At 67.8% G+C, this 22,764-nt stretch carries 20 protein-coding genes; 7 read left to right on the top strand and 13 right to left on the bottom strand.

Annotated elements, in window-relative coordinates:
- Positions 1-30: 30 nt before the first annotated feature.
- The 4 genes from CFB40_RS11580 to CFB40_RS11595 form a co-directional block, all read right to left on the bottom strand.
- Positions 31-663 carry an L-threonylcarbamoyladenylate synthase gene (locus CFB40_RS11580; RefSeq protein WP_039364722.1) on the bottom strand — a complete coding sequence of 211 codons (633 nt, stop codon included), beginning with the start codon at positions 661-663 and terminating at the stop codon, positions 31-33.
- A 72-nt stretch (positions 664-735) separates the two neighbouring features.
- A complete protein-coding gene (locus CFB40_RS11585) occupies positions 736-1,566 on the bottom strand; it encodes a 3',5'-nucleoside bisphosphate phosphatase (RefSeq protein WP_179255063.1) in 831 nt (276 codons plus the stop codon).
- An 81-nt stretch (positions 1,567-1,647) separates the two neighbouring features.
- Positions 1,648-2,538, bottom strand: a complete 891-nt coding sequence (locus CFB40_RS11590) for an alpha/beta fold hydrolase (RefSeq protein WP_089431255.1) — start codon at positions 2,536-2,538, stop codon at positions 1,648-1,650.
- 179 nt (positions 2,539-2,717) lie between these two features.
- A complete protein-coding gene (locus CFB40_RS11595) occupies positions 2,718-3,575 on the bottom strand; it encodes a ferritin-like domain-containing protein (protein ID WP_089431256.1) in 858 nt (285 codons plus the stop codon).
- Positions 3,576-3,724: 149 nt separating this feature from the next.
- On the opposite strand from CFB40_RS11595, the gene CFB40_RS11600 reads away from it, so the two are divergent.
- The 3 genes from CFB40_RS11600 (at position 3,725) to CFB40_RS11610 (ending at position 5,719) form a co-directional block, all read left to right on the top strand.
- Positions 3,725-4,249, top strand: a complete 525-nt coding sequence (locus CFB40_RS11600) for a gamma carbonic anhydrase family protein (protein ID WP_071334714.1) — start codon at positions 3,725-3,727, stop codon at positions 4,247-4,249.
- Positions 4,250-4,274: 25 nt separating this feature from the next.
- Positions 4,275-5,225, top strand: coding sequence for an Hsp33 family molecular chaperone HslO (gene hslO / locus CFB40_RS11605; RefSeq protein WP_089425746.1), 951 nt, complete (start codon positions 4,275-4,277; stop codon positions 5,223-5,225).
- Between the two features lie 134 nt (positions 5,226-5,359).
- The gene (locus tag CFB40_RS11610; RefSeq protein ID WP_089425747.1) at positions 5,360-5,719 is read left to right on the top strand and encodes a hypothetical protein; all 360 of its coding nucleotides are present in this window, start codon (positions 5,360-5,362) and stop codon (positions 5,717-5,719) included.
- 90 nt (positions 5,720-5,809) lie between these two features.
- On the opposite strand, the gene ftsB is transcribed toward CFB40_RS11610, so the two are convergent.
- From ftsB to CFB40_RS11660, 9 genes are all read right to left on the bottom strand, one after another.
- On the bottom strand, positions 5,810-6,235 hold the full coding sequence (gene ftsB / locus CFB40_RS11615) for a cell division protein FtsB (RefSeq protein WP_046546044.1): 426 nt from the start codon (positions 6,233-6,235) through the stop codon (positions 5,810-5,812).
- An 81-nt stretch (positions 6,236-6,316) separates the two neighbouring features.
- Complete coding sequence (gene eno / locus CFB40_RS11620) at positions 6,317-7,600, bottom strand: phosphopyruvate hydratase (protein ID WP_011352544.1); 1,284 nt, start codon at positions 7,598-7,600, stop codon at positions 6,317-6,319.
- 106 nt (positions 7,601-7,706) lie between these two features.
- Positions 7,707-8,561, bottom strand: a complete 855-nt coding sequence (gene kdsA / locus CFB40_RS11625; protein WP_046546045.1) for a 3-deoxy-8-phosphooctulonate synthase — start codon at positions 8,559-8,561, stop codon at positions 7,707-7,709.
- A gap of 2 nt (positions 8,562-8,563) precedes the next feature.
- Positions 8,564-10,216, bottom strand: coding sequence for a CTP synthase (locus CFB40_RS11630; protein ID WP_089431257.1), 1,653 nt, complete (start codon positions 10,214-10,216; stop codon positions 8,564-8,566).
- A 181-nt stretch (positions 10,217-10,397) separates the two neighbouring features.
- Positions 10,398-11,243 (bottom strand): alpha/beta fold hydrolase, encoded by an 846-nt coding sequence (locus CFB40_RS11640; protein WP_089425749.1) that lies wholly within the window; start codon positions 11,241-11,243, stop codon positions 10,398-10,400.
- A 239-nt stretch (positions 11,244-11,482) separates the two neighbouring features.
- The gene (locus tag CFB40_RS11645) at positions 11,483-13,966 is read right to left on the bottom strand and encodes a DNA internalization-related competence protein ComEC/Rec2 (protein ID WP_089431258.1); all 2,484 of its coding nucleotides are present in this window, start codon (positions 13,964-13,966) and stop codon (positions 11,483-11,485) included.
- A 57-nt stretch (positions 13,967-14,023) separates the two neighbouring features.
- On the bottom strand, positions 14,024-14,812 hold the full coding sequence (locus CFB40_RS11650; protein ID WP_089425751.1) for a TatD family hydrolase: 789 nt from the start codon (positions 14,810-14,812) through the stop codon (positions 14,024-14,026).
- 68 nt (positions 14,813-14,880) lie between these two features.
- Positions 14,881-15,639: a lipoprotein-releasing ABC transporter ATP-binding protein LolD gene (lolD, locus tag CFB40_RS11655; protein ID WP_373452674.1), complete on the bottom strand. Its 759-nt coding sequence runs from the start codon at positions 15,637-15,639 to the stop codon at positions 14,881-14,883.
- Positions 15,632-16,885 carry a lipoprotein-releasing ABC transporter permease subunit gene (locus CFB40_RS11660; RefSeq protein WP_089425752.1) on the bottom strand — a complete coding sequence of 418 codons (1,254 nt, stop codon included), beginning with the start codon at positions 16,883-16,885 and terminating at the stop codon, positions 15,632-15,634. The genes lolD and CFB40_RS11660 overlap by 8 nt, the downstream gene beginning before the upstream one ends.
- Positions 16,886-17,047: 162 nt before the next feature.
- On the opposite strand from CFB40_RS11660, the gene CFB40_RS11665 reads away from it, so the two are divergent.
- The 4 genes from CFB40_RS11665 to lysS all read left to right on the top strand — a co-directional run bounded on the left by CFB40_RS11665 (position 17,048) and on the right by lysS (position 22,691).
- Entirely contained in the window at positions 17,048-18,112 is a 1,065-nt protein-coding gene (locus CFB40_RS11665) for a regulator (protein WP_089425952.1), read from the top strand.
- 15 nt (positions 18,113-18,127) lie between these two features.
- Entirely contained in the window at positions 18,128-19,825 is a 1,698-nt protein-coding gene (recJ, locus tag CFB40_RS11670) for a single-stranded-DNA-specific exonuclease RecJ (RefSeq protein WP_089431259.1), read from the top strand.
- Between the two features lie 152 nt (positions 19,826-19,977).
- Positions 19,978-21,082, top strand: a protein-coding gene (gene prfB, locus CFB40_RS11675) for a peptide chain release factor 2 (protein ID WP_111941483.1) whose coding sequence is annotated in 2 segments (ribosomal slippage) — positions 19,978-20,058 and positions 20,060-21,082 — 1,104 coding nt in all. Because the reading frame shifts where the segments join, the coding sequence is not laid out codon by codon here.
- A gap of 82 nt (positions 21,083-21,164) precedes the next feature.
- On the top strand, positions 21,165-22,691 hold the full coding sequence (gene lysS, locus CFB40_RS11680) for a lysine--tRNA ligase (protein WP_089431260.1): 1,527 nt from the start codon (positions 21,165-21,167) through the stop codon (positions 22,689-22,691).
- The last annotated feature ends 73 nt before the right edge of the window (positions 22,692-22,764 follow it).

Genomic DNA, 22,764 nt, shown 5'->3' on the forward strand with positions numbered 1-22,764 from the left:
CGCACTCGCGCAAAAAATGGAACGGCGCGCTTACGCGGCCGAGAGTCCGAACGGTTCGAGCGCGCCGCGCCCCGCGCGCACGAGCTCGGGCTCGTCGCCGGTCAGGTCGATCACCGTCGACGGCTCGCGCGGGCACGCGCCACCGTCGATCACGAGGTCGACCTGCTTCTCGAGCCGCTCGCGGATTTCTTCGGGGTCGTTGAGCGGCTCGTCGTCCGGCGGCAGGATCAGCGTCGTGCCGAGCAGCGGCTGGCCGAGCGATTCGAGCAACGCGAGCGTGATCGCGTGATCGGGCACGCGCAGGCCGATCGTCTTGCGCGACGGGTGCGACAGCCGGCGCGGCACTTCCTTCGTCGCCTGCAGGATGAAGACGTACGGGCCCGGCGTCACCGACTTGATCTGCCGGTACTGGCGGTTGTCGACCATCGCGAAGTTGGCGAGCTCCGACAGGTCGCGCACGAGCAGCGACAGGTGCTGCTTCTCGTCGAGGCCGCGAATCCGGCGCACGCGCTCGACCGCATCCTTGTCGTCGAGATGGCACGCGAGCGCATAGCTCGAATCGGTCGGCATCGCGATCACGCCGCCCTTGCTGACGATTTCCACGGCCTGCTTGATCAGGCGCGGCTGCGGATTATCCGGGTGAATCCTGAAGAACTGGGACATGGGGGGCGTAAAGGGGGAGAAATCGGATGCGCGCGGCCGGCAGCAACGCAGGTGGCAGGCCGCCGCCCGGTGTCAGAGCCAGCGTTCCCAGACCGGAGTCAGGTCGGGCGGCAACGGCGGCAGGCTGCCGAGCTCGACACGGCCCTCGCCTGGTGCATGGAAATCCGAGCCGCGCGACGCTTCGAAGCCGAAGCGGCGTGCGACGTCCGCATATTCGCGGTACTGGTCGGGGGTGTGGCTGCCCGTGACGACCTCGATCGCGCGGCCGCCCAGATCGATGAACTCGCCGAAGAACGCGTCGAATTCGACGGGCGTATAGCGATAGCGGCCCGGATGCGCGACCACCGCTTCGCCGCCGGCCGCGCGAATCCACGCAACGGCGTCGGGCAGCGTCGCCCAGCGGTGCGGGACGAAACCGGGCTTGCCGTCGCCGAGCAGCCGATCGAACACATCGGATGTCGACGTGGCGTGACCGTTTTCAACGAGGAAGCGCGCGAAGTGCGTGCGCGAGATCAGGTCGGGATTCGACACGTACTTCAACGCACCGTCGTACGCACCGGGAATGCCGAGCGTGGCGAGCTGCTCGCCGATCGCCACCGCGCGCGCCGCGCGGCCGTGGCGCGTGCGGTACAGGCCGTCGACCAGCACCGGATTCGCGGGATCGACATTCAGGCCGACGATGTGCACGGTGCGCGACGCCCACGTGACCGAAATCTCGACGCCGCTCAGGTAGCGCATGCCGAGCGCTTCCGCTTCGCTGCGCGCCGCTGCCTGGCCGCCGATCTCGTCGTGGTCGGTCAGCGCCCACAGGGTCACGCCGCCGGCATGAGCGCGGCGCGCGACGTCGGCAGGCGGCAGCAACCCGTCGGAAACATTCGAATGGCAGTGGAGATCGGCGTTCATTGTCGGCATGGCAGGTAAGGCTTCATTCTACTGCAACGCGGCAATGCGCCGCCCGCGTGCCACGCCGCTGCCGCCGCGCGCCTACGCGCAGAACGCCTCGATCAGCGCCGCGATCTGCTCGGGCTGGTCGTGATGCACCATGTGTCCGGCGTCCTCGACGAGCTTCTCGCGCCAGTCGCGGAACGCGTTGAAGCGCGCCTTGAATTCCGGCAACGGGATGTCGCCCGCGATGTGGGCCAGCGTCGGCGAATTGACGGCTTCGACGTGCAGCACCTTCGCGCGCACCTGCGCCCAGGTGGCCATCACTTCGTCGAGCCGGTACAGCTGCGGGCCCGGCATCTTGTGCGCGGGGTCGGCCAGCAGGTGGTACTGGCTGTCGTCGCCGCGCTTCGACCAGTGCGCGGCGAGGAACGCCGCACGGCGCGGGTCGAGCCGCGGATTGGTCTTGATCAGGCGCGCCGCCACGTCGTCGAGGGACGCATATGGGCGCAGCACGGGCGGTTCGCGCAACTCGTCCAGCCAGCCGCGCAACCGGCGCGGCGCCTGCTCGGCCCGCGCGGGCGCCAGCCCGAAACCCTCGAGATCGACCACGCGCCGCACGCGCTCCGGCCGCGCGCCGGCATACAGGCACACGACGTTCGCGCCCATGCTGTGCCCGACCAGGTTGACTTCGCCGGCCGGCGCATAGTGGTCGACGAGCGCATCGAGGTCGGCCAGGTACTCGTGGAACCAGTAATGGCCGCCGCCCTGCCGCGCGACCGGCCAGTCGGACAGCCCGAAACCGCGCGCATCGGGCGCGATCACCTGCCAGTCGCCCGCGAGCGCATCGACAACGAACTGGAACGATGCCGAGACGTCCATCCAGCCATGCAGCATGAACAGCGTCGGCGCATCGGGCCGGCCCCAGCGCCGGACATGCAGCTGGACGCCGCGCACCGTGACGAAATCGGAAACAGAACTCGATGCACTCATTGCCGCCGCCAGAAAAAAGAATGATCGTTCGATTATAGCGGCGCTGCCCTCTTTCCGGCGTCCGGCAATCGAGGGGCCGCTCTAGCGGCGCGCGTAAGCCCGGGGCCGCGGAGAAGCACCATGTCCCGGGCCCCCGAGACGGCGGGCGGCACGTCGAAGCGCGGCCGAACGCGCGCCGGCTAGCGTGGCGCGTTGCCGTCCGCCACGTCCTGCGCGGCCAGTTCGTCGAGTTCGGCCTGCTCGAATCCGGCATCGCGGCGCGCATCGAAATTGAACGGGCCGCGCAGCCGCGGCGCATGGTATTGCTCGGCGAGCTGCCGGTAGGTGGGCACCGGATCGCGGCCGGCTTCGTCGCACAGATGCCGGAACCAGCGGTTGCCGATGGCGACATGGCCGATTTCGTCGCGCAGGATCACGTCGAGGATCGCGGCCGACGCATCGTCGCCCGCCTGCACGAGCCGCGCGCGGATCGGCGGCGATGCGTCGAGCCCGCGGGCCTCGAGCGTGCGCGGCACGAGCGCCATGCGCGCCAGCACGTCGCCCTTGGTCCGCTCGCACATCTCCCACAGGCCGTTGTGCGCGGGAAAATCGCCGTACGCATGCCCGAACGCCGCCAGGCGCTCGGACAGCAGCGTGAAGTGATAGGCCTCCTCGGCCGCCACCTTCAGCCAGTCCGCATAGAACGGGGCCGGCAGGCCCGCGAAGCGCCAGACCGCATCGAGCGCCAGGTTGATCGCATTGAACTCGATATGGGCAAGCGCGTGCAGCAGCACGGCGCGCCCTTCGGGCGAACGCATGCTGCGTCGCTCGAGCTGGCGCGGCTCGACGAGCGGCGGGCGCGCCGGCCGGCCGGGCAGATCGGCCGGCTCGGGCAATTCGAGCGACGGCGCGATCGCCGCCTGCCCGGCCCGCAGCGCATCGTAGAGCGCGCGCACCTGGGCGGCCTTCGCCACGGGTTCGGCGTCACGCAGCGCGGCAAGCGCGGTGCGGCGCACACAGGCAGGCGCATTGCCGAAAGAAGAAGACTCCATGCTCATAAACGGGGACACCCTGCGTGCGCATCGCGGGAACGCACGCACGCGACGGTTTACAATAGGCGATTGTTCCGCGGCGCAATGCGCATGCGCCGGGCAAACCAGACGCGCCATTCTACCGGCGCCCATCATCGAAGAGACAAGGAGACTCCGTGACGATCTACAAGCTGGGCGATACGGCCCCGACGATCCACGAAAGCGTATTCGTCGCCGATACGGCGGCCATCATCGGCAAGGTCGTGCTCGAGGAGAACGCGAGCGTCTGGTTCGGCGCGACGATTCGCGGCGACAACGAGACGATCACCGTCGGCGCTGGCAGCAACGTCCAGGAAGGCGCGGTCCTGCACACGGACCCCGGCTTTCCGCTGACGATTGCCGAAAACGTGACGATCGGGCACCAGGCCATGCTGCACGGCTGCACGATCGGCGAGGGTTCGCTGGTCGGTATCCAGGCGGTGGTCTTGAATGGAGCGGTAATCGGCCGCAACTGTCTGGTCGGTGCCGGCGCGGTCGTGACGGAAGGCAAGACGTTCCCGGACAACTCGCTGATTCTCGGCGCACCGGCGAAAGTCGTGCGCGAGCTGTCGGCGGAAGACATTGCGCGGCTGCGCACGAACGCGAAGACATACGTCGAGCGGCGTGCGCATTTCAAGGAGCAACTCGTGCGGATCGGGTGATTCGCACGGATTTCAAGGAAGAAGAGTGAGCGACCAGTTACAGAAATTCATGTTCAATGCGGCGCCCGTGCGCGGCGAGATCGTTTCGCTGCGCAATACGTGGCAGGAAGTGCTCGCCCGCCGCGACTACCCTGCCCCGGTGCGCACGGTGCTCGGCGAGATGATGGCCGCGTGCGCGCTGCTGTCCGCGAACCTGAAATTCAACGGCACCCTGATCATGCAGATCTTCGGCGACGGGCCGGTCCAGATGCTGGTCGTCCAGTGCGGTTCGGATCTGTCGATGCGGGCCACCGCGAAGTTCGCCGGCGACTCCGCCCAGACGATCGGCGACGACACGCGCTTCGCGTCGCTCGTCAATGCGAGCGGCCACGGCCGCTGCGTGATTACGCTCGACCCGGCCGACAAGCTGCCGGGCCAGCAGCCGTACCAGGGCATCGTGCCGCTGAACGGCGTCGAAGGCCCGCTTGAATCCGTCTCGCAGGTGCTCGAGCATTACATGCATCACTCGGAGCAGCTCGACACGCGGATGTGGCTCGCGGCCGATCGCGACCGCGCGGTCGGCATGCTGCTGCAGAAGCTGCCGGGCGACGGCGGCATCGTGCCGCGTAACGCCGAAACCGATACCGATACGTGGGAGCGCGTCTGCACGCTCGGCGGCACGCTGTCCGCGCAGGAACTGCTCGAGGTCGAACCGGAAGTCGTGTTCCGCCGGCTGTTCTGGCAGGAAAACGTGCAGCACTTCGAACCGGCCGGCACGCGTTTCCAGTGCTCGTGCTCGCGCGAGAAGGTCGGCGCGATGCTGCGCATGCTCGGCCGTGAAGAAGTCGACAGCGTGATCGTCGAGCGCGGCCATGTCGAGATTCATTGCGAGTTCTGCAACCAGCGCTATGAATTCGATCCGGTCGATGTCGCGCAGCTGTTCGCGGCACCCGGCGTCGAGACGGGCATCGCGCCCGCGACCGAGCAGCGTCACTGATCAGTGGCCCGATGCCCGCCATCCGGGCACGGGCGCATAATGACGCACGAGCGTCGCACGCAAGGCTCCGGCGCCGAAGTCACGCACTTCGGCGCAAGCCGCTTCCCGTCGTCGGCGCGCTGCAGGAGAAACACATGAGCCCGCTTCATCGTCCGTTCCACACCATCGTCCTGACGAGCGTTGCCGCCGGCACGCTCGCGCTGGCCGGCTGCGCGATGCCGCCGCCGACCTCCACGATCCTGAGCCGCCTGCCCGAACCCGGTGCATCGGGCGGCCAGCCGCCCGCACTGTCGAGCGCCGAACGCAAGCGCTATGACGAGATCGACCAGCAGGTGCTGCGCGAACAGAACAGCGCGATGGCAGCCGAGGCCGCCGCGCGCGCATGGGCCTATTACTCGCCGCCGCCGGTGACGGTCTACGGCGGGTATTACGGCGGATGGGGCAATCGCTGGGGCTCCGGCATCAGCTACGGCTACCCGGGATGGTGGTGGTGAGCGTGCATCGCTCAGCTAATTGACTACCAGCAGGAAATAAAAAAGCGCGGCATTTCCCGCGCTTTTTCAATGGGTTCGAGCAATCATGCATCAGTGATGCGCGGCCTTGCCCTTGTCGCCGCCATGATGCCGCGACGGCTTCGCGATCGACTGCGGATTCGGCACGACACGCACCGGTGCCGCGGACACGGCGCCGCGCGTCGACGTATTCGACGGCGTGTTGTTCAGCGGGACGGCAGGCGCATTCGGCGACACGAACTGCACGAATACCTCGCCGTCCTTCACCATGCCCATCTCGTAGCGCGCGCGCTCCTCGATGGCCGCGGTGCCGCCCTGCAGATCCTGTACTTCGCCCGCGGTGCGCTCGTTGCGCAGCTTCTCGTCCGCGTTCTTCTGGAGCTGGTCGTCGAGCTGCTGACGCAATTCATGCACCCGCAGCCAGCCGCCGTGTCCCCACCATAGGGGGTACTGAATGAGCGCCAGCAAGGCAATCAGGACGACAGTGACAAGCCGCATGTAAGAACCGCAGATATAAGAAGCGCCGCTCCGCGCACATGCACAGAGCGGCGTCGATATGACGAACCCGATAGTAGCGCGTTAGCGCAGGTTATAGAAAGCCGATTTACCCGGGTAGCTTGCGATGTCGCCGAGATCTTCCTCGATGCGCAGCAGCTGGTTGTACTTCGAGATGCGGTCGCTGCGCGACAGCGAACCCGTCTTGATCTGACCGGCGTTCAGGCCGACCGCGATGTCCGCGATCGTCGAATCTTCCGTTTCGCCCGAGCGGTGCGAGATCACGGCCGTGTAGCCTGCGCGCTTCGCCATTTCGATTGCCGCGAACGTTTCGGTCAGCGTACCGATCTGGTTGATCTTGATGAGGATCGAGTTCGCGATGCCCTTCTCGATGCCTTCCTTCAGGATGCGCGTGTTCGTGACGAACAGGTCGTCGCCGACCAGCTGCACCTTCTTGCCAAGGCGATCGGTCAGCAGCTTCCAGCCTTCCCAGTCGCTTTCGTGCATGCCGTCCTCGATCGACACGATCGGGAACTTGTCGGCGAGCGTCGCGAGGTAGTCGGTGAATTCGGCCGACGACAGTTGCAGGCCTTCGCCCGCGAGCTGGTACTTGCCGTCGTGGTAGAACTCGGATGCCGCGCAGTCGAGTGCGAGCAGCACGTCTTCACCGGCACGGTAGCCGGCCTTCTCGATCGCCTGCAGGATCGTCGACAGGCACTCGTCGTTGCTGCCGAAGTTCGGCGCGAAGCCGCCTTCGTCGCCGACCGCCGTGCTCATGCCGCGGTCGCTCAGGATCTTCTTCAGTGCGTGGAACACTTCCGCGCCGCAACGCAGGGCTTCACGGAACGTCGGCTGGCTCACCGGGACGATCATGAATTCCTGGATGTCGAGGCTGTTGTTCGCGTGCGCGCCGCCGTTGACGATGTTCATCATCGGCACCGGCAGTTGCATGGCGCCCGAACCGCCGAAATAGCGGTACAGCGGCAGGCCGGCCTCTTCGGCGGCTGCCTTCGCGACGGCCATCGACACGGCCAGCATCGCGTTCGCGCCGAGGCGCGACTTGTTGTCGGTGCCGTCCAGCTCGAGCAGCGTCTTGTCGAGGAACGCCTGTTCCGACGCGTCGAGGCCCATGATGGCTTCGGAGATTTCGGTGTTGATATGCTCGACTGCCTTCAGCACGCCCTTGCCGTTGTAGCGGCCGGCTTCGCCGTCGCGCAGTTCGATCGCTTCACGCGAGCCGGTGGACGCGCCCGACGGCACCGCCGCGCGGCCCATCGTGCCCGATTCGAGCAGCACGTCGCATTCGACGGTGGGGTTGCCGCGCGAATCCAGAATCTCGCGGCCGATGATATCTACGATTGCACTCATGGGTTTCCTCTGAGAATGACGATGGATTCTTCAAACTGCGACGGCGCGCGCGCCTGAACCGCTTTCGCTACTGACGCGCGAAGCCGTCGCAAGGTTCATTCGATCTTTAATTGAAATCGTTTTCCAGGAACGGATTGCGCTTTACCGCCTGGTCGAGCGTGACGAGGGTCTCCAGCAGCGCACTCATCCGGTTCAGCGGCACCGCGTTCGGGCCATCCGACTTTGCTTCGGCCGGATTCGGGTGCGTCTCCATGAACAGGCCCGCGACGCCCGTCGCGACCGCCGCACGCGCGAGCACCGGCACGAATTCGCGCTGGCCGCCCGAGCTCGTGCCCTGCCCGCCCGGCAGCTGCACCGAGTGGGTCGCATCGAACACGACCGGGGCGCTCGTCTCGCGCATGATCGCGAGCGAACGCATGTCCGACACCAGATTGTTGTAGCCGAACGAGACACCGCGCTCGCACGCCATGAAGCGGTCTTCCGACAGCCCCGCTTCACGGGCCGCTTCGCGCGCCTTGTCGATCACGTTCTTCATGTCGTGCGGCGCGAGGAACTGGCCCTTCTTGATGTTGACGGGCTTGCCCGAGCGCGCGCATGCATGGATGAAATCGGTCTGGCGGCACAGGAACGCCGGCGTCTGCAGCACGTCGACGACCGACGCGACCTGCTCGATCTCTTCGATCGAATGCACGTCGGTCAGCACCGGCAGGCCGAGCTGGCGCTTCACCTCGGACAGGATCCGCAGGCCCTCGTCCATTCCGAGGCCACGGAACGACTTGCCCGAGCTGCGGTTCGCCTTGTCGTAGGACGACTTGTAGATGAACGGAATGTTCAGCTTCGCGCAGATCTCCTTCAGGCGGCCGGCCGTGTCGATCGTCATTTGCTCCGATTCGACGACGCAGGTGCCCGCGATCAGGAAGAAAGGCTTGTCGAGACCGACCTCGAAATCGCACAGCTTCATGCTTACACTCCGCGCGCTTGCTTGTTGGCAAGCGCAGCTTCGACGAACGACTTGAAGAGGGGATGACCGTCACGCGGCGTGGACGTGAATTCCGGGTGGAACTGGACGCCGACGAACCACGGGTGCATCGAACGCGGCAGCTCCATCATTTCCGGCAGATCCTCGCTCGGGGTACGGGCGCTGATGATAAGGCCGCCGGCTTCGAGCTGGGGCACGAAGCGGTTATTGACTTCATAACGGTGGCGATGGCGCTCGTTCACGTCCTTGCCATAGATCTCTTCCGCCATCGTGCCCGGCTTGATCGGGCAGCGCTGCGAACCCAGGCGCATCGTGCCGCCGAGATCGGATTCCTCGGTGCGCGTCTCGACCTTGCCGTCGCGGTCGTACCACTCGGTGATCAGCGCGACCACGCGTTCCGGCGTGTCCGGCTCGAATTCCGTGCTGTTCGCCTGCTTCAGGCCGACGACGTCGCGCGCGAATTCGATCACCGCGAGCTGCATGCCGAGGCAGATGCCGAGATACGGCACCTTGGCTTCACGCGCATAGCGGATCGCCGCGATCTTGCCTTCCGTGCCGCGACGACCGAAACCGCCCGGCACCAGCACGGCGTCGAGATGCTTCAGGCTGTCGACACCGTTCGTCTCGATCTCTTCCGAGTCGATGTATTCGATGTTGACCTTGGTCGACGTGTGCAGCGATGCGTGGCGCAGCGCTTCGATCAGCGACTTGTACGACTCGGTCAGGTCGACGTACTTGCCGACCATGCCGATCGTCACTTCGTGCTTCGGGTTCTCGAGCTTCTCAACCAGCTCCGACCACATGGTCAGGTCCGCATCCTTCGGCGACAGCTTCAGTTCCTCGCAGATGATGCGGTCGAGGCCCTGGTCGTGCAGCATCTGCGGAATCTTGTAGATGCTGTCGGCGTCCCACACCGAGATCACGGCGTCTTCCGGCACGTTCGAGAACATCGAGATCTTCTTCGATTCGTCGTCCGGAATGCGGCGGTCCGCACGGCACAGCAGCACGTGCGGCAGGATGCCGATCTCGCGCAGCTTCTGCACGCTGTGCTGGGTCGGCTTCGTCTTCAGTTCGCCGGCCGTCGCGACGTACGGCACCAGCGTCAGGTGCACGAAGCACGCGCTGTTGCGGCCGAGGCGCAGGCTCATCTGGCGCGCGGCTTCGAGGAACGGCAGCGATTCGATGTCACCGACCGTGCCGCCGATCTCGACGATCGCGACATCCGGCTCACCGCAGGTGGCCGACGCGGCCCCGCGCTCGATGAACGCCTGGATTTCGTTCGTGATGTGCGGAATGACCTGCACGGTCTTGCCGAGATAGTCGCCGCGGCGTTCCTTGCGGATCACCGATTCGTAGATCTGGCCGGTCGTGAAGTTGTTGGCCTTGCGCATCTTCGTGCTGATGAAGCGCTCGTAGTGGCCGAGGTCGAGGTCGGTCTCCGCTCCGTCTTCCGTCACGAACACTTCGCCGTGCTGGAACGGGCTCATCGTGCCGGGGTCGACGTTGATGTACGGATCGAGTTTGAGGAGGGTGACTTTCAGACCGCGCGATTCAAGGATCGCGGCGAGGGAAGCGGCGGCAATACCCTTGCCAAGGGAAGAAACTACGCCGCCGGTGACGAAAACATATTTGGTCATCGCTGGATGCTCGCGGGAAAAACGGATTATACCGTAAAGGCCGCCCTTCTCTCAGCAATTGACTCGATGATCGCGCCCTTTCGCGCCGCCCCGCACCAGCCGTGCGCGCCGGGACGCAACCGCCCGCCGGCCGGCGCAACCGCGCGTGCCGGAGGCGGCGCCCCGGCCGCCAAACCCTGCGTCAGGCGCGCTTCGCGAGGGGGATGACGCCCTGCGACACATCGCCCTCCGCCGCCTTCAGCGAATTCAGCATCCGCTGCAATGCGCGGGCGGTCTCGAGCGGCCGCTCCATCGGAAACAGGTGGCTGCCTTCCAGCCATTCGACGCGGCCGCGCGCCGCGCGGCGTGTCGCATCGAGCCCGACCTGGCGCACCTCGCGCGAACGCGTACCGGCGAGAAAGCCGAGCGGCACCGGCGCGCCATGCGCGAGCCGCGGGCCGAGCGTATGCGGCAGCGTCCGGTAGATCAGGTATTCGACCTGCCGGTCGAACGCGAGCGAGCGCTCGCCGTCGGCGCCGACCTGAGGAATCCCGTAGTCGATGTAGTCGGCCAGCATCCGTTCGTCCCAGCGGGCGAACGCCGGCTTTTCGCGGAAGTGCCGCCAGACTTCGTCACGGCTTACCCAGTGCGTACGCCGGTTGCGCGTCGCGGCGGCCGGCGACAGCCGCTCGTCGAGCCCCGCCCACTGGCTCGCGCGCAATGCACCGGCGCGCCAGCCCGCGATGATCGGCGAATCGATCATCACGACGCCGCGCACCCACTGCGGCTTCTTCAGTGCGGCCATCAGCGACAGGTAGCCGCCGAGCGAATGACCGACAAGCCAGACTGGACGCTCGTAGCGGCTGCCGATGTCGTCGAGCAGTTGCTCGACGAGATGCGGCCAGTCGCGCGTCACCGGGTAGCGGCGGTCGTGGCCGATCCGTTCGATGTAGCGCAGCTCGTAGTCGTCGGCCAGTTCGGCGAAGATCGTGCGGTACGTCGATGCCGGAAAGCCGTTCGCATGCGAGAAGTGGAGGATGTCCTTCAAACGCCGATGTCTCCTTTGTCGACCGGAGTTAGTGCTTTAGCACTTACTCCGGTCCCATGCTTCGCGGTCGACCCGAGTTGGCGCTTCAGCACTTACTCCGGTCCCGTGCTTCGCGGTCGACGAGAGTGAGTGCTTTAGCGCTTGCTCTCGCCCCATGCTTCGCGTTCTGCCGGGCCCACGCTTCGGCATTGAGCGCGGATCCCGGGCCATCTTTATTGATACGCCGGCTTTCGCCGCGCTCACCGATCCATCCAGTACCGCCGCCAAACGTCGCGATGACGCTCGAAGGCAAACCCGCCGTCGGCCGGCGCGACGTCGAACCGCACGGCGCCGTCGCGATCGGTGCGCGGCAGCGGGATCCCGCGCGCCTCGTAACGGGCGAGCACCGTCCGGTGCGGATGTCCGAAACGATTGCGATAGCCTACAGGAAATACCGCGACGCGCGGCCCGACCGAATCGAGGAAAGGCTCGACCGACGACGTGCGGCTGCCATGGTGCGGAACGACCAGGATCTGTGCGGCCAGCGCGTCGGGCGCAGCGTCCACGAGCCGGCGTTCGCCGCGCGCATCGACATCACCCGTCAGCAGCGCGGACGTCTCGCCCGCGTCGATGCGCAGCACGCACGACCGCCCGTTCGACGAGCCCGCGCCCGGGCCGCCTTGTGGCCACAGCATCGTGAACGCGACGCCGTCCCAGGTCCAGCGCTGCCCGGCCGTGCACGGCAGCCGGTCGGCGACGCCGGCGGCTGCCGCATCGCGCCACAACCGGCTGTTCGGCACGATGCCGGCCAGCAGCTGGCGCACGTCGGCTGCCGCATAGACGGCCGGTGCACCGCCCGCGTGATCGGCATCCGCGTGACTGAGCACGAGCGAATCGATCACCGCGATGCCGCGTGCACGCAACGCCGGCGCGACGATCCGCGCGCCGGCGTGGGTCGACTCCGCGCCCGGCCCCGCATCGAACAGCAAGGTGCGCCGCGCGGTCTCCACCAGCACCGACGCGCCCTGCCCGACGTCAAAAACGGTCAGCCGGAAGCCGCCCGGCGGCGGCGCATCAGATGCCGGCGCGACGAGCGGCAGCCACGTGAGCGGGGCCGCCCAGCGCAACGGCCAGCCGTGCGGCATCAGCGCCCATGCGACGCCCACGCAGGCCAGCACCAGCACCGGCCAGTCGGGCATGCGCAGCCAGAACACGCCGGCCGGCCAGTCGGCGAGGTATCCGAGCAGCGTCATCATCGGTTCGAGCGCCGCATGCGCAAGCCGGAACGCGTACGCATCGAGCGGCGCGGGTAGCGCGATTCCCGCCAGCACGACGGGCGTCACGACCGAGCTGACCCACGGAATCGCGAACGCATTGCCAAGCGGGCCCGACAGGGATATCTGCGCGAACCAGGCGGCCGTGAGCGGTGCGAGACCGATCGTCACCGCGTACTGCACGCGCGTGGCCTCGGCGACCCGGCGCCCGGCGCGGGCACCCCACGCGCGCAACCGGCTCGACAAGCCGGCCGTGCCGTCACCCTCCTCGTTTTCCGTATCAACCTCACGCACGCCACGCCAGCCGGCGACGGCCATCAGGATCACGGCGACCGCCCCGAACGACAGCCAGAACCCGGCCGACAGCACGGCCCACGGGTCGGCAAGCAGCACGCCGCCGAGCGCCGCGCACAGCACCGCGGAAGTCGGCACGCGGCGCCCGGCCAGGTACGCAATGCCGCCGGCCGCGATCATCCACCATGCGCGCTGCGCCGGCACGTTGAAGCCGGCAAGCGCCGCATAGCCGCCGGCAGCTGCCAAGGCGGCCAGCGCGGCCACGTACGGTGCCGGAAACACGAGCGTGGCAGCCCGTGCGCGCCAGCGCAGGCGACGCCAGACCATCGACACGAGCCCACCCGCGATCGCGCCGACGAGCCCGACATGCAGGCCGGAAATCGCGACGAGGTGGCTCGTGCCCGTGCTGCGCAGCACGTGCCAGTCGTCGTCGCCGATGTCAGACTGGTCGCCGATCGCGAGCGCGGCGACGATGCCGCGATGACCGGCGTCGCTGCCGAGCGACGCGTCGATACGCGCGCGCAGCGCATCGCGCAGCCGATCGATCGACGCACGCCATCCCGCCGCGCGCGCATCGAGCAATTCCGCCCGCCGGGGCGCACTCACATACCCGATCGCGCGAATGCCTGCGGCCAGCCACGCCGCCTCGCTGTCGCGCACACCGGGATTGGCCTCGGCATGCGGGCGCTTCAGGCGCACGACGAAACGCCAGCGCTGTGCGGCGCGCAGATCGGGAAGTGGATCGCGTGTCGCCGACGCACCATAGGCGCGCCACGACAGCCGGATCAACGGCGGAAAACGGGCCAGCCCCGCATCGTTCGACTCGACCGCGAACAGCAGCCGCGCGCCTGTCTCGTCGATCACGGGCAGCCCGCGGATCACGCCGGTGACGACGATGTCGCGCCCCTCCCACTCGACGGGCAGGCTGTCGCGCAGCCGCCATTCGGCCCGCGCGGCCGCATAGCCTAACCCTGCATCGCAGGCCACGAGCGCACACAGCAACCATCCGAACATGGCGGTGTTGCGCGTACGCTGGCGACGCCTGCACCACACGCTCAGCACCGCGCAGCCCGCGAGCACGGCCACACCGCTCGTCCATGCGAGCGCACCCGGCAGCGCCGCCTGCCGCTGCAGTACGACCACGCCGAGCGCGAACGCGATCCACCACACGCGCATCGCCCCTCCTCGTCGACCCGGCGCCGCCATCGAGCATGCAGCGCCTCAGGGCTACGATTATGCGGATGAAAGTGCGAGTCGCGGCAGCGCGGCGAGCGCGTTAGCCGAAGTGCATAGGGACACCGCGCCGGCGTCGATTCCGCGCAGTTCGGCGAGCACGCCGCCGATGCGCGGCACCTGGTCGGGCGTGTTGCGAGATTTGTACGCCCATTCGGGCGCGATGTCGGGTGCGTCCGTCTCGACGACGATCGCCTCGAGCGGCAACTGCGCCGCGAGCCGGCGGATCTGCAGCGCGCGGGTGAAGGTCACGTTGCCGCCGAAGCCGAGATGCAGCCCATGCGCGAGATACGCTTCGGCCTGCTGGAAGCTGCCGTTGAACGCATGCGCGATACCGCGCTGCACGCCGAAACGGCGCAGCCCGGCGAGCACGCGATCCTGCGACTTGCGCACGTGGCACAGCACGGGCAGGTCGAATTCGCGCGCGAGCTTCAGTTGCCCCTGGTAGAAGAACTGCTGCCGGTCTTCGTCGAGCCCCGGCACGAAATAGTCGAGACCGATCTCGCCGATCGCGACGAAGCGCGGATCGTCGAGGCTCGCCTCGATCTCCATGCGCAGCCGGTCGAGATCCTCGTCACGTGCGCGTGGCGTAAACATCGGATGGATGCCGAGCGCGTAGACCGCGCCCGGCGTGCGTTGCGCGAGTTCGCGCACCGTCGTGAAGTTGTCGCGCCCGACGCTCGGGATCACGATGCGCGACACGCCGGCCGCGCGCGCCGCGTGCGCGACCGCGTCGCGGTCGGCGTCGAACTCGGCGGCATCGAGATGGCAGTGCGTGTCGATCCACATGGCGGCAGTCCTGCGCGCTGGCGCCGCACCGGGACCACCCCCGGCAGCAGGCCAAGCGCGTTCGCTTCTTACACCGGCAGCGCCGGCTCCTCGTGCAGCACGCCGTCGCGCAGCCGCATGATGCGGTCGCAGCGCGCGGCGAGATCGGGATCGTGCGTGACGATCACGAAGCTCGTTTCGAGCGTCTCGGACAGCTCGAGCATCAGGTTGAACACCGTATCGGCCGTCGTGCCGTCGAGGTTGCCGGTCGGCTCGTCGGCGAGCACGCACGCGGGCTTCGTGACCAGCGCGCGCGCGATCGCGACGCGCTGCCGCTCGCCGCCCGACAGCTCGCCCGGCCGGTGCTTCGCACGCGGGCCGAGACCGACGCGTTCGAGCATCGCCTGCGCCTGCTCGCGCGCGTCCTCGGTCGTCATCCGGCGAATGCGCAGCGGCATCGCGACGTTGTCGAGCGCGGTGAACTCGGGCAGCAGGTGATGGAACTGGTAGACGAAGCCGAGCGCGCGGTTGCGCAACTCGTTGCGCTCACGCTCGGCGAGTTGTGTAAACGGCTTGCCGAGCAGCGACACCTCGCCCGCGCTCGGCTCGTCGAGCCCGCCCAGCACGTGCAGCAGCGTGCTCTTGCCGGAGCCCGACGCACCGACGACCGCGAGCTTCTCGCCGCGCCGCACCGTCAGCTCGGTATTGTTGAGCACCTGCACGTTGAAGCCGCCCTGCACGAACGCCTTCGTGATCCCGCGCGCCTGAAGCACGTATTCCTGCATACCTGCCGAATCCTGTCTGTTGTGTTGTTTTTCATCCGCGAATGCGGTCGCGCGGTCATTCATAGCGGAGCGCCTCCGCCGGCTTCACCTTCGCGCCGCGCCAGCTCGGATAGAGCGTCGCGACCGCCGACAGCGCGAACGCGATCAGGCCGATCCGGATCACGTCGCTCGCGACGAGTTCGGACGGCAGCTCGCTGATGAAGTACACGGACGGCGGCAGGAACTGCACGCCGAACAGGTGCTCGATCATCGGGATCAGCCACGGGATGCTCCACGCGATCAGGCAGCCGAGCGCGACGCCCGACGCCGTGCCGACGAAGCCGATCGTCACGCCCTGCACGACGAAGATCTTCATGATCGACCCCGGCTGCGCGCCGAGCGTGCGCAGGATCGCGATGTCGGCCTGCTTGTTGGTCACCGTCATCACGAGCGACGACACGAGGTTGAACGCGGCCACCGCGATGATCAGCGTGAGGATGATGAACATCATCCGCTTCTCGATCTGCACGGCCGAGAACCACGTCTTGTTCTGCTGGGTCCAGTCTCGGATGTACAGGCTGCCCGACAGCGTATGCGACAGCTCGACCGCCACGTCCGGCGCCTTCTGCATGTCCTTCAGCCGCAGCCGCACGCCGGTCGGCGCGGCCATCCGGAACAGCGCCTCGGCGTCGCGGATGTTGATCATCGCGAGCGTGCTGTCGTATTCGTAGTGCCCGGACTCGAACACGCCGACGACCGTGAACTGCTTCAGCCGCGGCATCATGCCGGCCGGCGTGATCGATCCTTCCGGCGCGACCAGCGTGACCTTGTCGCCGACCGTCACGCCGAGATTGCCCGCGAGCGCATTGCCGAGCACGATGCCGAACTGGCCCGGCACCAGCGCGCCGAGCTGGCCCGCCTTCATGTCCTTGCCAATGTCCGACACTTGCGGCTCGAGCGCCGGCTCGACGCCGCGCAGCATCACGCCGCTCACCGCGTCCTGGCGGGTGAGCAGCGCCTGCGCGTCGACGTACGGCGCCGCGCCGATCACCGACGGATTGCGGCGCGCTTCCTGCGCGGTCAGTTGCCAGTCGGGCATCGAGCCCGTCGGCGAGAACACCTCGACGTGCGCGAGCACCGACAGCATGCGGTCGCGCACTTCCTTCTGGAAGCCGTTCATCACCGACAGCACGACGATCAGCGCCGCGACGCCGAGCGCGATCCCGAGCATCGACACGAGCGCGATGAAGGAAATGAAGCCGTTACCGGTCGTGCGTTTGCCGGCGCGCGTGTAGCGCCAGCCGATCTGCCATTCGTACGGAAGTTTCAAGCGAATCCTTTCTGCTGGTTACGGCGGGGAGGCGCCCCGCGGCCGGACCGCCGCCCGGTGGCGGCCACCGGCCCGGGCACGGTCGAAAAACGGCCGCCGGACGCGAACGGGCCGTCAGCCGGCCCGATCACGCGCGCAGTTTGCCATACAATGCGCACCATCATGCACGACCGACGCCTCCATTTTCTCGTTCCGTTCGCGCTGCCGTCGGCGGCCGATGCGGCCTCGTCCCTGCACACGCTGGACAGCCCCGCGCTCGAAAAGTTGCTCGCCCGCGCCAGTCTCGTCGAGCGCGTGGCCGGCGAGGACTTCCAGCGCACGCTGCCGCACGAACGCTGGCTGGCCCGCCAGTTCGGCGCCACCCAGGGCAACGCCGCGGACGAGGCGCCGCTCGCGCCCTACATGCTGCTGGCGGACGGCGGCGACCCCGGCGCGCAAGCGTGGGCCTGCGTCGAGCCCGTCCACGTCGAAATCGCGCACGATCACCTGGTGCTCGTCGATCCGGCGGCCCTCGCGCTCGACGAAGGCGACGCCGCCGCGCTGCTCGCAGTCGCGCGGCCGCTGATCGAGGAGCTCGGCGTCCGGCTCGAGGCGCCGAACCCGTCACGCTGGTACCTGTCGAGCGAGCAGCTCGCCCGTCTCGCCGGCGCCGCGCCGCTACGCGCGAGCGGCCGCAACATCGAGATCTGGCTGCCGCACGAGGCCCATACGGGCGAGCGCTCGCGGATGTGGATGAAGCTGCAGAACGAAGTGCAGATGGCGTGGTTCCAGCACCCGGTCAACGAGGCCCGCGAGGCGCGTGGCCTGCCGGCCGTCAATTCGATCTGGTTCCATGCGCAGGGCACGCTGAAGCCGGTCGGCAAGCCGTTCGCGCGCGTGCTGTCCGCGTCGCCCGCGGCGCTCGGCCTCGCGCGCGCCGCGCAAGCCGACGCCGGCGCGCCGCCGGCCGCGTTCGGCTCGCTGCCCGCCGCCGATGGCGCGACGCTCGTCGAACTGCCCGCGCTGACCACCCCGTTCATCGAGCAGGACTGGGCGCGCTGGCACGACGGACTCGCCGCGCTCGAGCGCGACTGGTTCGCGCCGGCCCTTGCCGCGCTGCAGAACGGCGAGCTCGCGAGCGTCGATTTCACGCTGTGCGGCGACACGAGTTCCGTGACGCTGCACGCGACGCGCGGCGACCTGCGCAAGTTCTGGCGCCGCCGCGCGCTAGCCTCCCTGTTCGAATAACAAAGCAGACCCCGTATGACCCGGATCGTTACCCGCCCCGTCGCGCCCGCCGACGCCGAAGTGCTCGCGCGCCACGGCCTGCATCCCGTCCTTGCGCGGCTGTACGCGTCGCGCGGCGTGCAGTCCCCCACCGACATCGAGACCGCGCTGGCACGACTCGTTCCGCCCACCGAGCTGAAAGGCTGCGCCGACGCTGCATCGCTGCTCGCCGACGCGATCGCCGACAAGCGGCGCCTGCTCGTCGTCGCCGACTACGACTGCGACGGTGCAACCGCGTGCGCGGTCGCGGTGCGCGGCCTGCGGATGTTCGGCGCGCAGATCGACTACCTGGTGCCGAACCGATTCGAATACGGCTACGGCCTCACGCCCGAGATCGTCGAACTCGCTGCCGCGCGCAAGCCCGACCTGCTGATCACCGTCGACAACGGCATCGCGAGCGTCACGGGCGTCGAAGCCGCGAACGCGCGCGGCATCGACGTGCTCGTGACCGACCACCACCTGCCCGGCGACGCGCTGCCCGCCGCGCGCGCGATCGTCAACCCGAACCAGCCCGGCTGCGCGTTCCCGAGCAAGCACCTCGCCGGCGTCGGCGTGATGTTCTACGTGCTGCTCGCGCTGCGCGCCGAGCTGCGCCGCCGCGGCGCATTCGCGAGCAAGGAAGCCGAGCCGCGCCTCGACGGCCTGCTCGACCTCGTCGCGCTCGGCACCGTCGCCGACGTCGTGCGGCTCGACGGCAACAATCGCGTGCTGGTCGCGCAGGGGCTGCAGCGCATCCGCAACGGCCGCATGCAGCCGGGCGTCGCCGCGCTGTTCCGCGCGGCCGCGCGCGAAGCGCGTACGGCATCGGGCTTCGACCTCGGCTTCGGCCTCGGTCCGCGCCTGAACGCCGCCGGACGGCTGTCCGACATGTCGCTCGGCATCGAGTGCCTGATCACCGACGACATTGGCCGCGCGTGGGATCTCGCGCAGCAGCTCGACGCGATGAACCGCGAACGCCGCGAGATCGAGGCCGGCATGCAGCAGCAGGCGCTCGCCGATCTTGCCGACGTCGATCCGGCGGACGCGTGCACGATCACCCTCTTCAACCCCGAGTGGCACCAGGGCGTGATCGGCATCGTCGCCGGCCGGCTCAAGGAAAAATTCCACCGCCCGTCGTTCACGTTTGCGCACGCGGACGACGAAGGCAAGCGGGTCAAGGGCTCGGGCCGCTCGATTCCCGGCTTCCACCTGCGCGACGCGCTCGACCTCGTGTCGAAACGCGAACCGGACCTGATCGTCGCGTTCGGCGGCCACGCGATGGCGGCCGGGCTCACGCTCGACACCGGGAACGTGCCGCGCTTCGCGGCCGCGTTCGAGGCCGTCGCGCGCGAATGGCTGTCCGACGACGCGCTCGCCCGCGTGATCGAGACCGACGGCGAACTCGAGGATGCGTACTTCACGCCGCAGTTCGTCGGGCTGCTCGACGAGGCCGTCTGGGGGCAGGGCTTTCCGGCCCCGCTTTTCTCCGGCGAATTCGACGTCGTGTCGCAGTCGCTCGTGAAGGAAAAGCACCTGAAGCTGCAGCTGGCGCGCGGCCGCCAGCGCTTCAACGCGATCTGGTTCAATCACACGGAGCCGCTGCCGGAGCGCGCGCTGGTCGCCTACCGCCTCGTCGCCGACACGTGGAACGGCGTCACGCGCGTCCAGCTGATCGTCGAACACGCGGCCGGCTGAGCGCGGGCCGCCCGGCCCGCACTGCCCGCCGACGCATGCACGCCGCGCCGGACGGGGCCGCGGCGCGCGTGCGAGCACCGTTTGCGTCACCGGGCAACCCCGCCGATCGGCTATAATTCCGCTTTTTTACGAAGCAAGAATAGCGAACGATCATGGAAGCGGAACGTCTCAACGCGATCGAAAGCTCCCTGCTCGACCTGCGCAATCGCGCGGGCGAGCTTCGGGGGTATCTTTGACTACGACGCCAAAGCTGCGCGTCTGACCGAAGTCAACAAGGAACTCGAAGACCCGAACGTCTGGAACGATTCGAAGAACGCCCAGGCGCTCGGTCGCGAGAAGAAGCTGCTCGAGGGCGTCGTCACGACGCTCACCGCGCTCGATGGCGACCTGCGCGACGCGCTCGACCTGTTCGAGCTGGCCCGCGAGGAAGGTGACGAGGACACGCTCGTCGCGTCGGAAGAAGACGCCGCGAAGCTCGAGGCACGCGTGGGCGACATCGAGTTCCGCCGGATGTTCTCGAACCCGGCCGACCCGAACAACTGCTTCATCGACATCCAGGCCGGCGCCGGCGGCACCGAAGCGTGCGACTGGGCATCGATGCTGCTGCGCCAGTACCTGCGCTACTGCGAACGCAAGGGCTTCAAGGCCGAAGTGCTCGAAGAGTCCGACGGCGACGTCGCCGGCATCAAGAACGCGACGGTCAAGGTCTCGGGCGAATACGCGTACGGCTTCCTGCGCACCGAAACGGGCATCCACCGCCTCGTGCGCAAGTCGCCGTTCGACTCGTCGGGCGGCCGCCACACGTCGTTCTCGTCGGTGTTCGTCTACCCGGAAATCGACGATTCGATCGAAGTCGAGATCAACCCGGCCGACCTGCGCATCGACACGTACCGCGCATCGGGCGCGGGCGGTCAGCACATCAACAAGACCGACTCCGCGGTGCGGATCACGCACATGCCGACCGGTATCGTCGTGCAGTGCCAGAACGACCGCTCGCAGCACCGCAACCGCGCCGAAGCGATGGCGATGCTGAAATCGCGCCTGTACGAAGTTGAAATGCGCAAGCGCCAGGCCGAACAGGACAAGCTCGAATCGAGCAAGACCGATGTGGGCTGGGGCCACCAGATCCGTTCGTACGTGCTCGACCAGAGCCGCGTGAAGGACCTGCGCACGAACGTCGAAATGAGCAACACGCGCGCCGTCCTCGACGGCGACCTCGACGACTTCATCAGCGCGAGCCTCAAACAGGGCGTGTAAGCGCCGCGGCGCGACCCTGCCGGGTCGCGCCCCCTTGCCCTTCCCGTTTGCGTTGCCGCACCCACTCCGAATTCCGACCATCATGACCGAACCGACCCAAACGCAGCCCGCCGTCACCGCGGACGAAAACCAGATCATCGCCGAGCGCCGCGAGAAGCTGCGCGCCCTGCGCGAGCAAGGCGTCGCCTACCCGAACGATTTCCGCCCGGAACATCACGCAGCCGATCTGCAGACGAAATTCGCCGACTCGGACAAGGCCGCGCTCGAAGCGAACCCGGTCGAGGTGTCGGTCGCCGGCCGCATGATGCTCAAGCGCGTGATGGGCAAGGCAAGCTTCGCGACGGTGCAGGACGGTTCGGGCCAGATCCAGTTCTTCGTGACGCCGAACGACGTCGGCGCGGAAACCTACGACGCATTCAAGAAGTGGGACCTCGGCGACATCGTCGCCGCGCGCGGCGTGCTGTTCCGCACCAACAAGGGCGAGCTGTCGGTCCAGTGCAAGGAGCTGCGCCTGCTGTCGAAGGCGCTGCGCCCGCTGCCGGACAAGTTCCACGGCCTGTCGGACCAGGAAATGCGCTACCGCCAGCGCTACGTCGACCTGATCGTCACGCCGGAAACGCGCGACACGTTCCGCGCCCGCACCAAGACGATCGCGTCGATCCGCAAGTTCATGGACAACGCCGAGTTCATGGAAGTCGAGACGCCGATGCTGCACCCGATCCCGGGCGGCGCGGCCGCGAAGCCGTTCGTCACGCATCACAACGCGCTCGACATGCAGATGTTCCTGCGCATCGCGCCGGAGCTGTACCTGAAGCGCCTGATCGTCGGCGGCTTCGAACGCGTGTTCGAAATCAACCGTAACTTCCGGAACGAAGGCGTGTCGCCGCGTCACAACCCGGAATTCACGATGATGGAGTTCTACGCCGCGTACACCGACTACCGCTGGCTGATGGACTTCACCGAGCAGCTGATCCGCCAGGCGGCGATCGATGCGCTCGGCACCGCGACGATCCAGTACCAGGGCCGCGAGCTCGACCTTGCGAAGCCGTTCCACCGCCTGACGATCACGCAGGCGATCCAGAAGTACGCACCGGACTACACCGACGGCCAGCTGTCCGACGACGCGTTCCTGCGCACCGAACTGAAGCGCTTCGGCGTCGACGTGTCGCAGCCGGCGTTCCTGAACGCAGGCATCGGCGCGCTGCAGCTCGCGCTGTTCGAGGAAACGGCCGAAGCGCAGCTGTGGGAGCCGACCTTCATCATCGACTACCCGGTCGAGGTGTCGCCGCTCGCACGCGCATCGGATACGGTGCCGGGCATCACCGAGCGTTTCGAGCTGTTCATGACCGGCCGCGAAATCGCGAACGGCTTCTCGGAGCTGAACGATCCGGAAGACCAGGCCGCGCGCTTCAAGAAGCAGGTCGAGCAGAAGGATGCGGGCGACGAGGAAGCGATGTTCTTCGACGCCGACTACATCCGCGCGCTCGAGTACGGGATGCCTCCGACCGGCGGCTGCGGGATCGGCATCGACCGTCTCGTGATGCTGCTGACCGACAGCCCGACGATCCGCGACGTGCTGCTGTTCCCGCACCTGCGCCGCGAAGACTGATCGCCGCGCCCGCGTGTGCGCCGCGCCCTGCGGCGCGCACGCGTCAGCTTTGTAACGACGCGTAAATCCCGCC

This window comes from Burkholderia sp. AU31652, assembly GCF_002223155.1.
Lineage (GTDB): Bacteria > Pseudomonadota > Gammaproteobacteria > Burkholderiales > Burkholderiaceae > Burkholderia.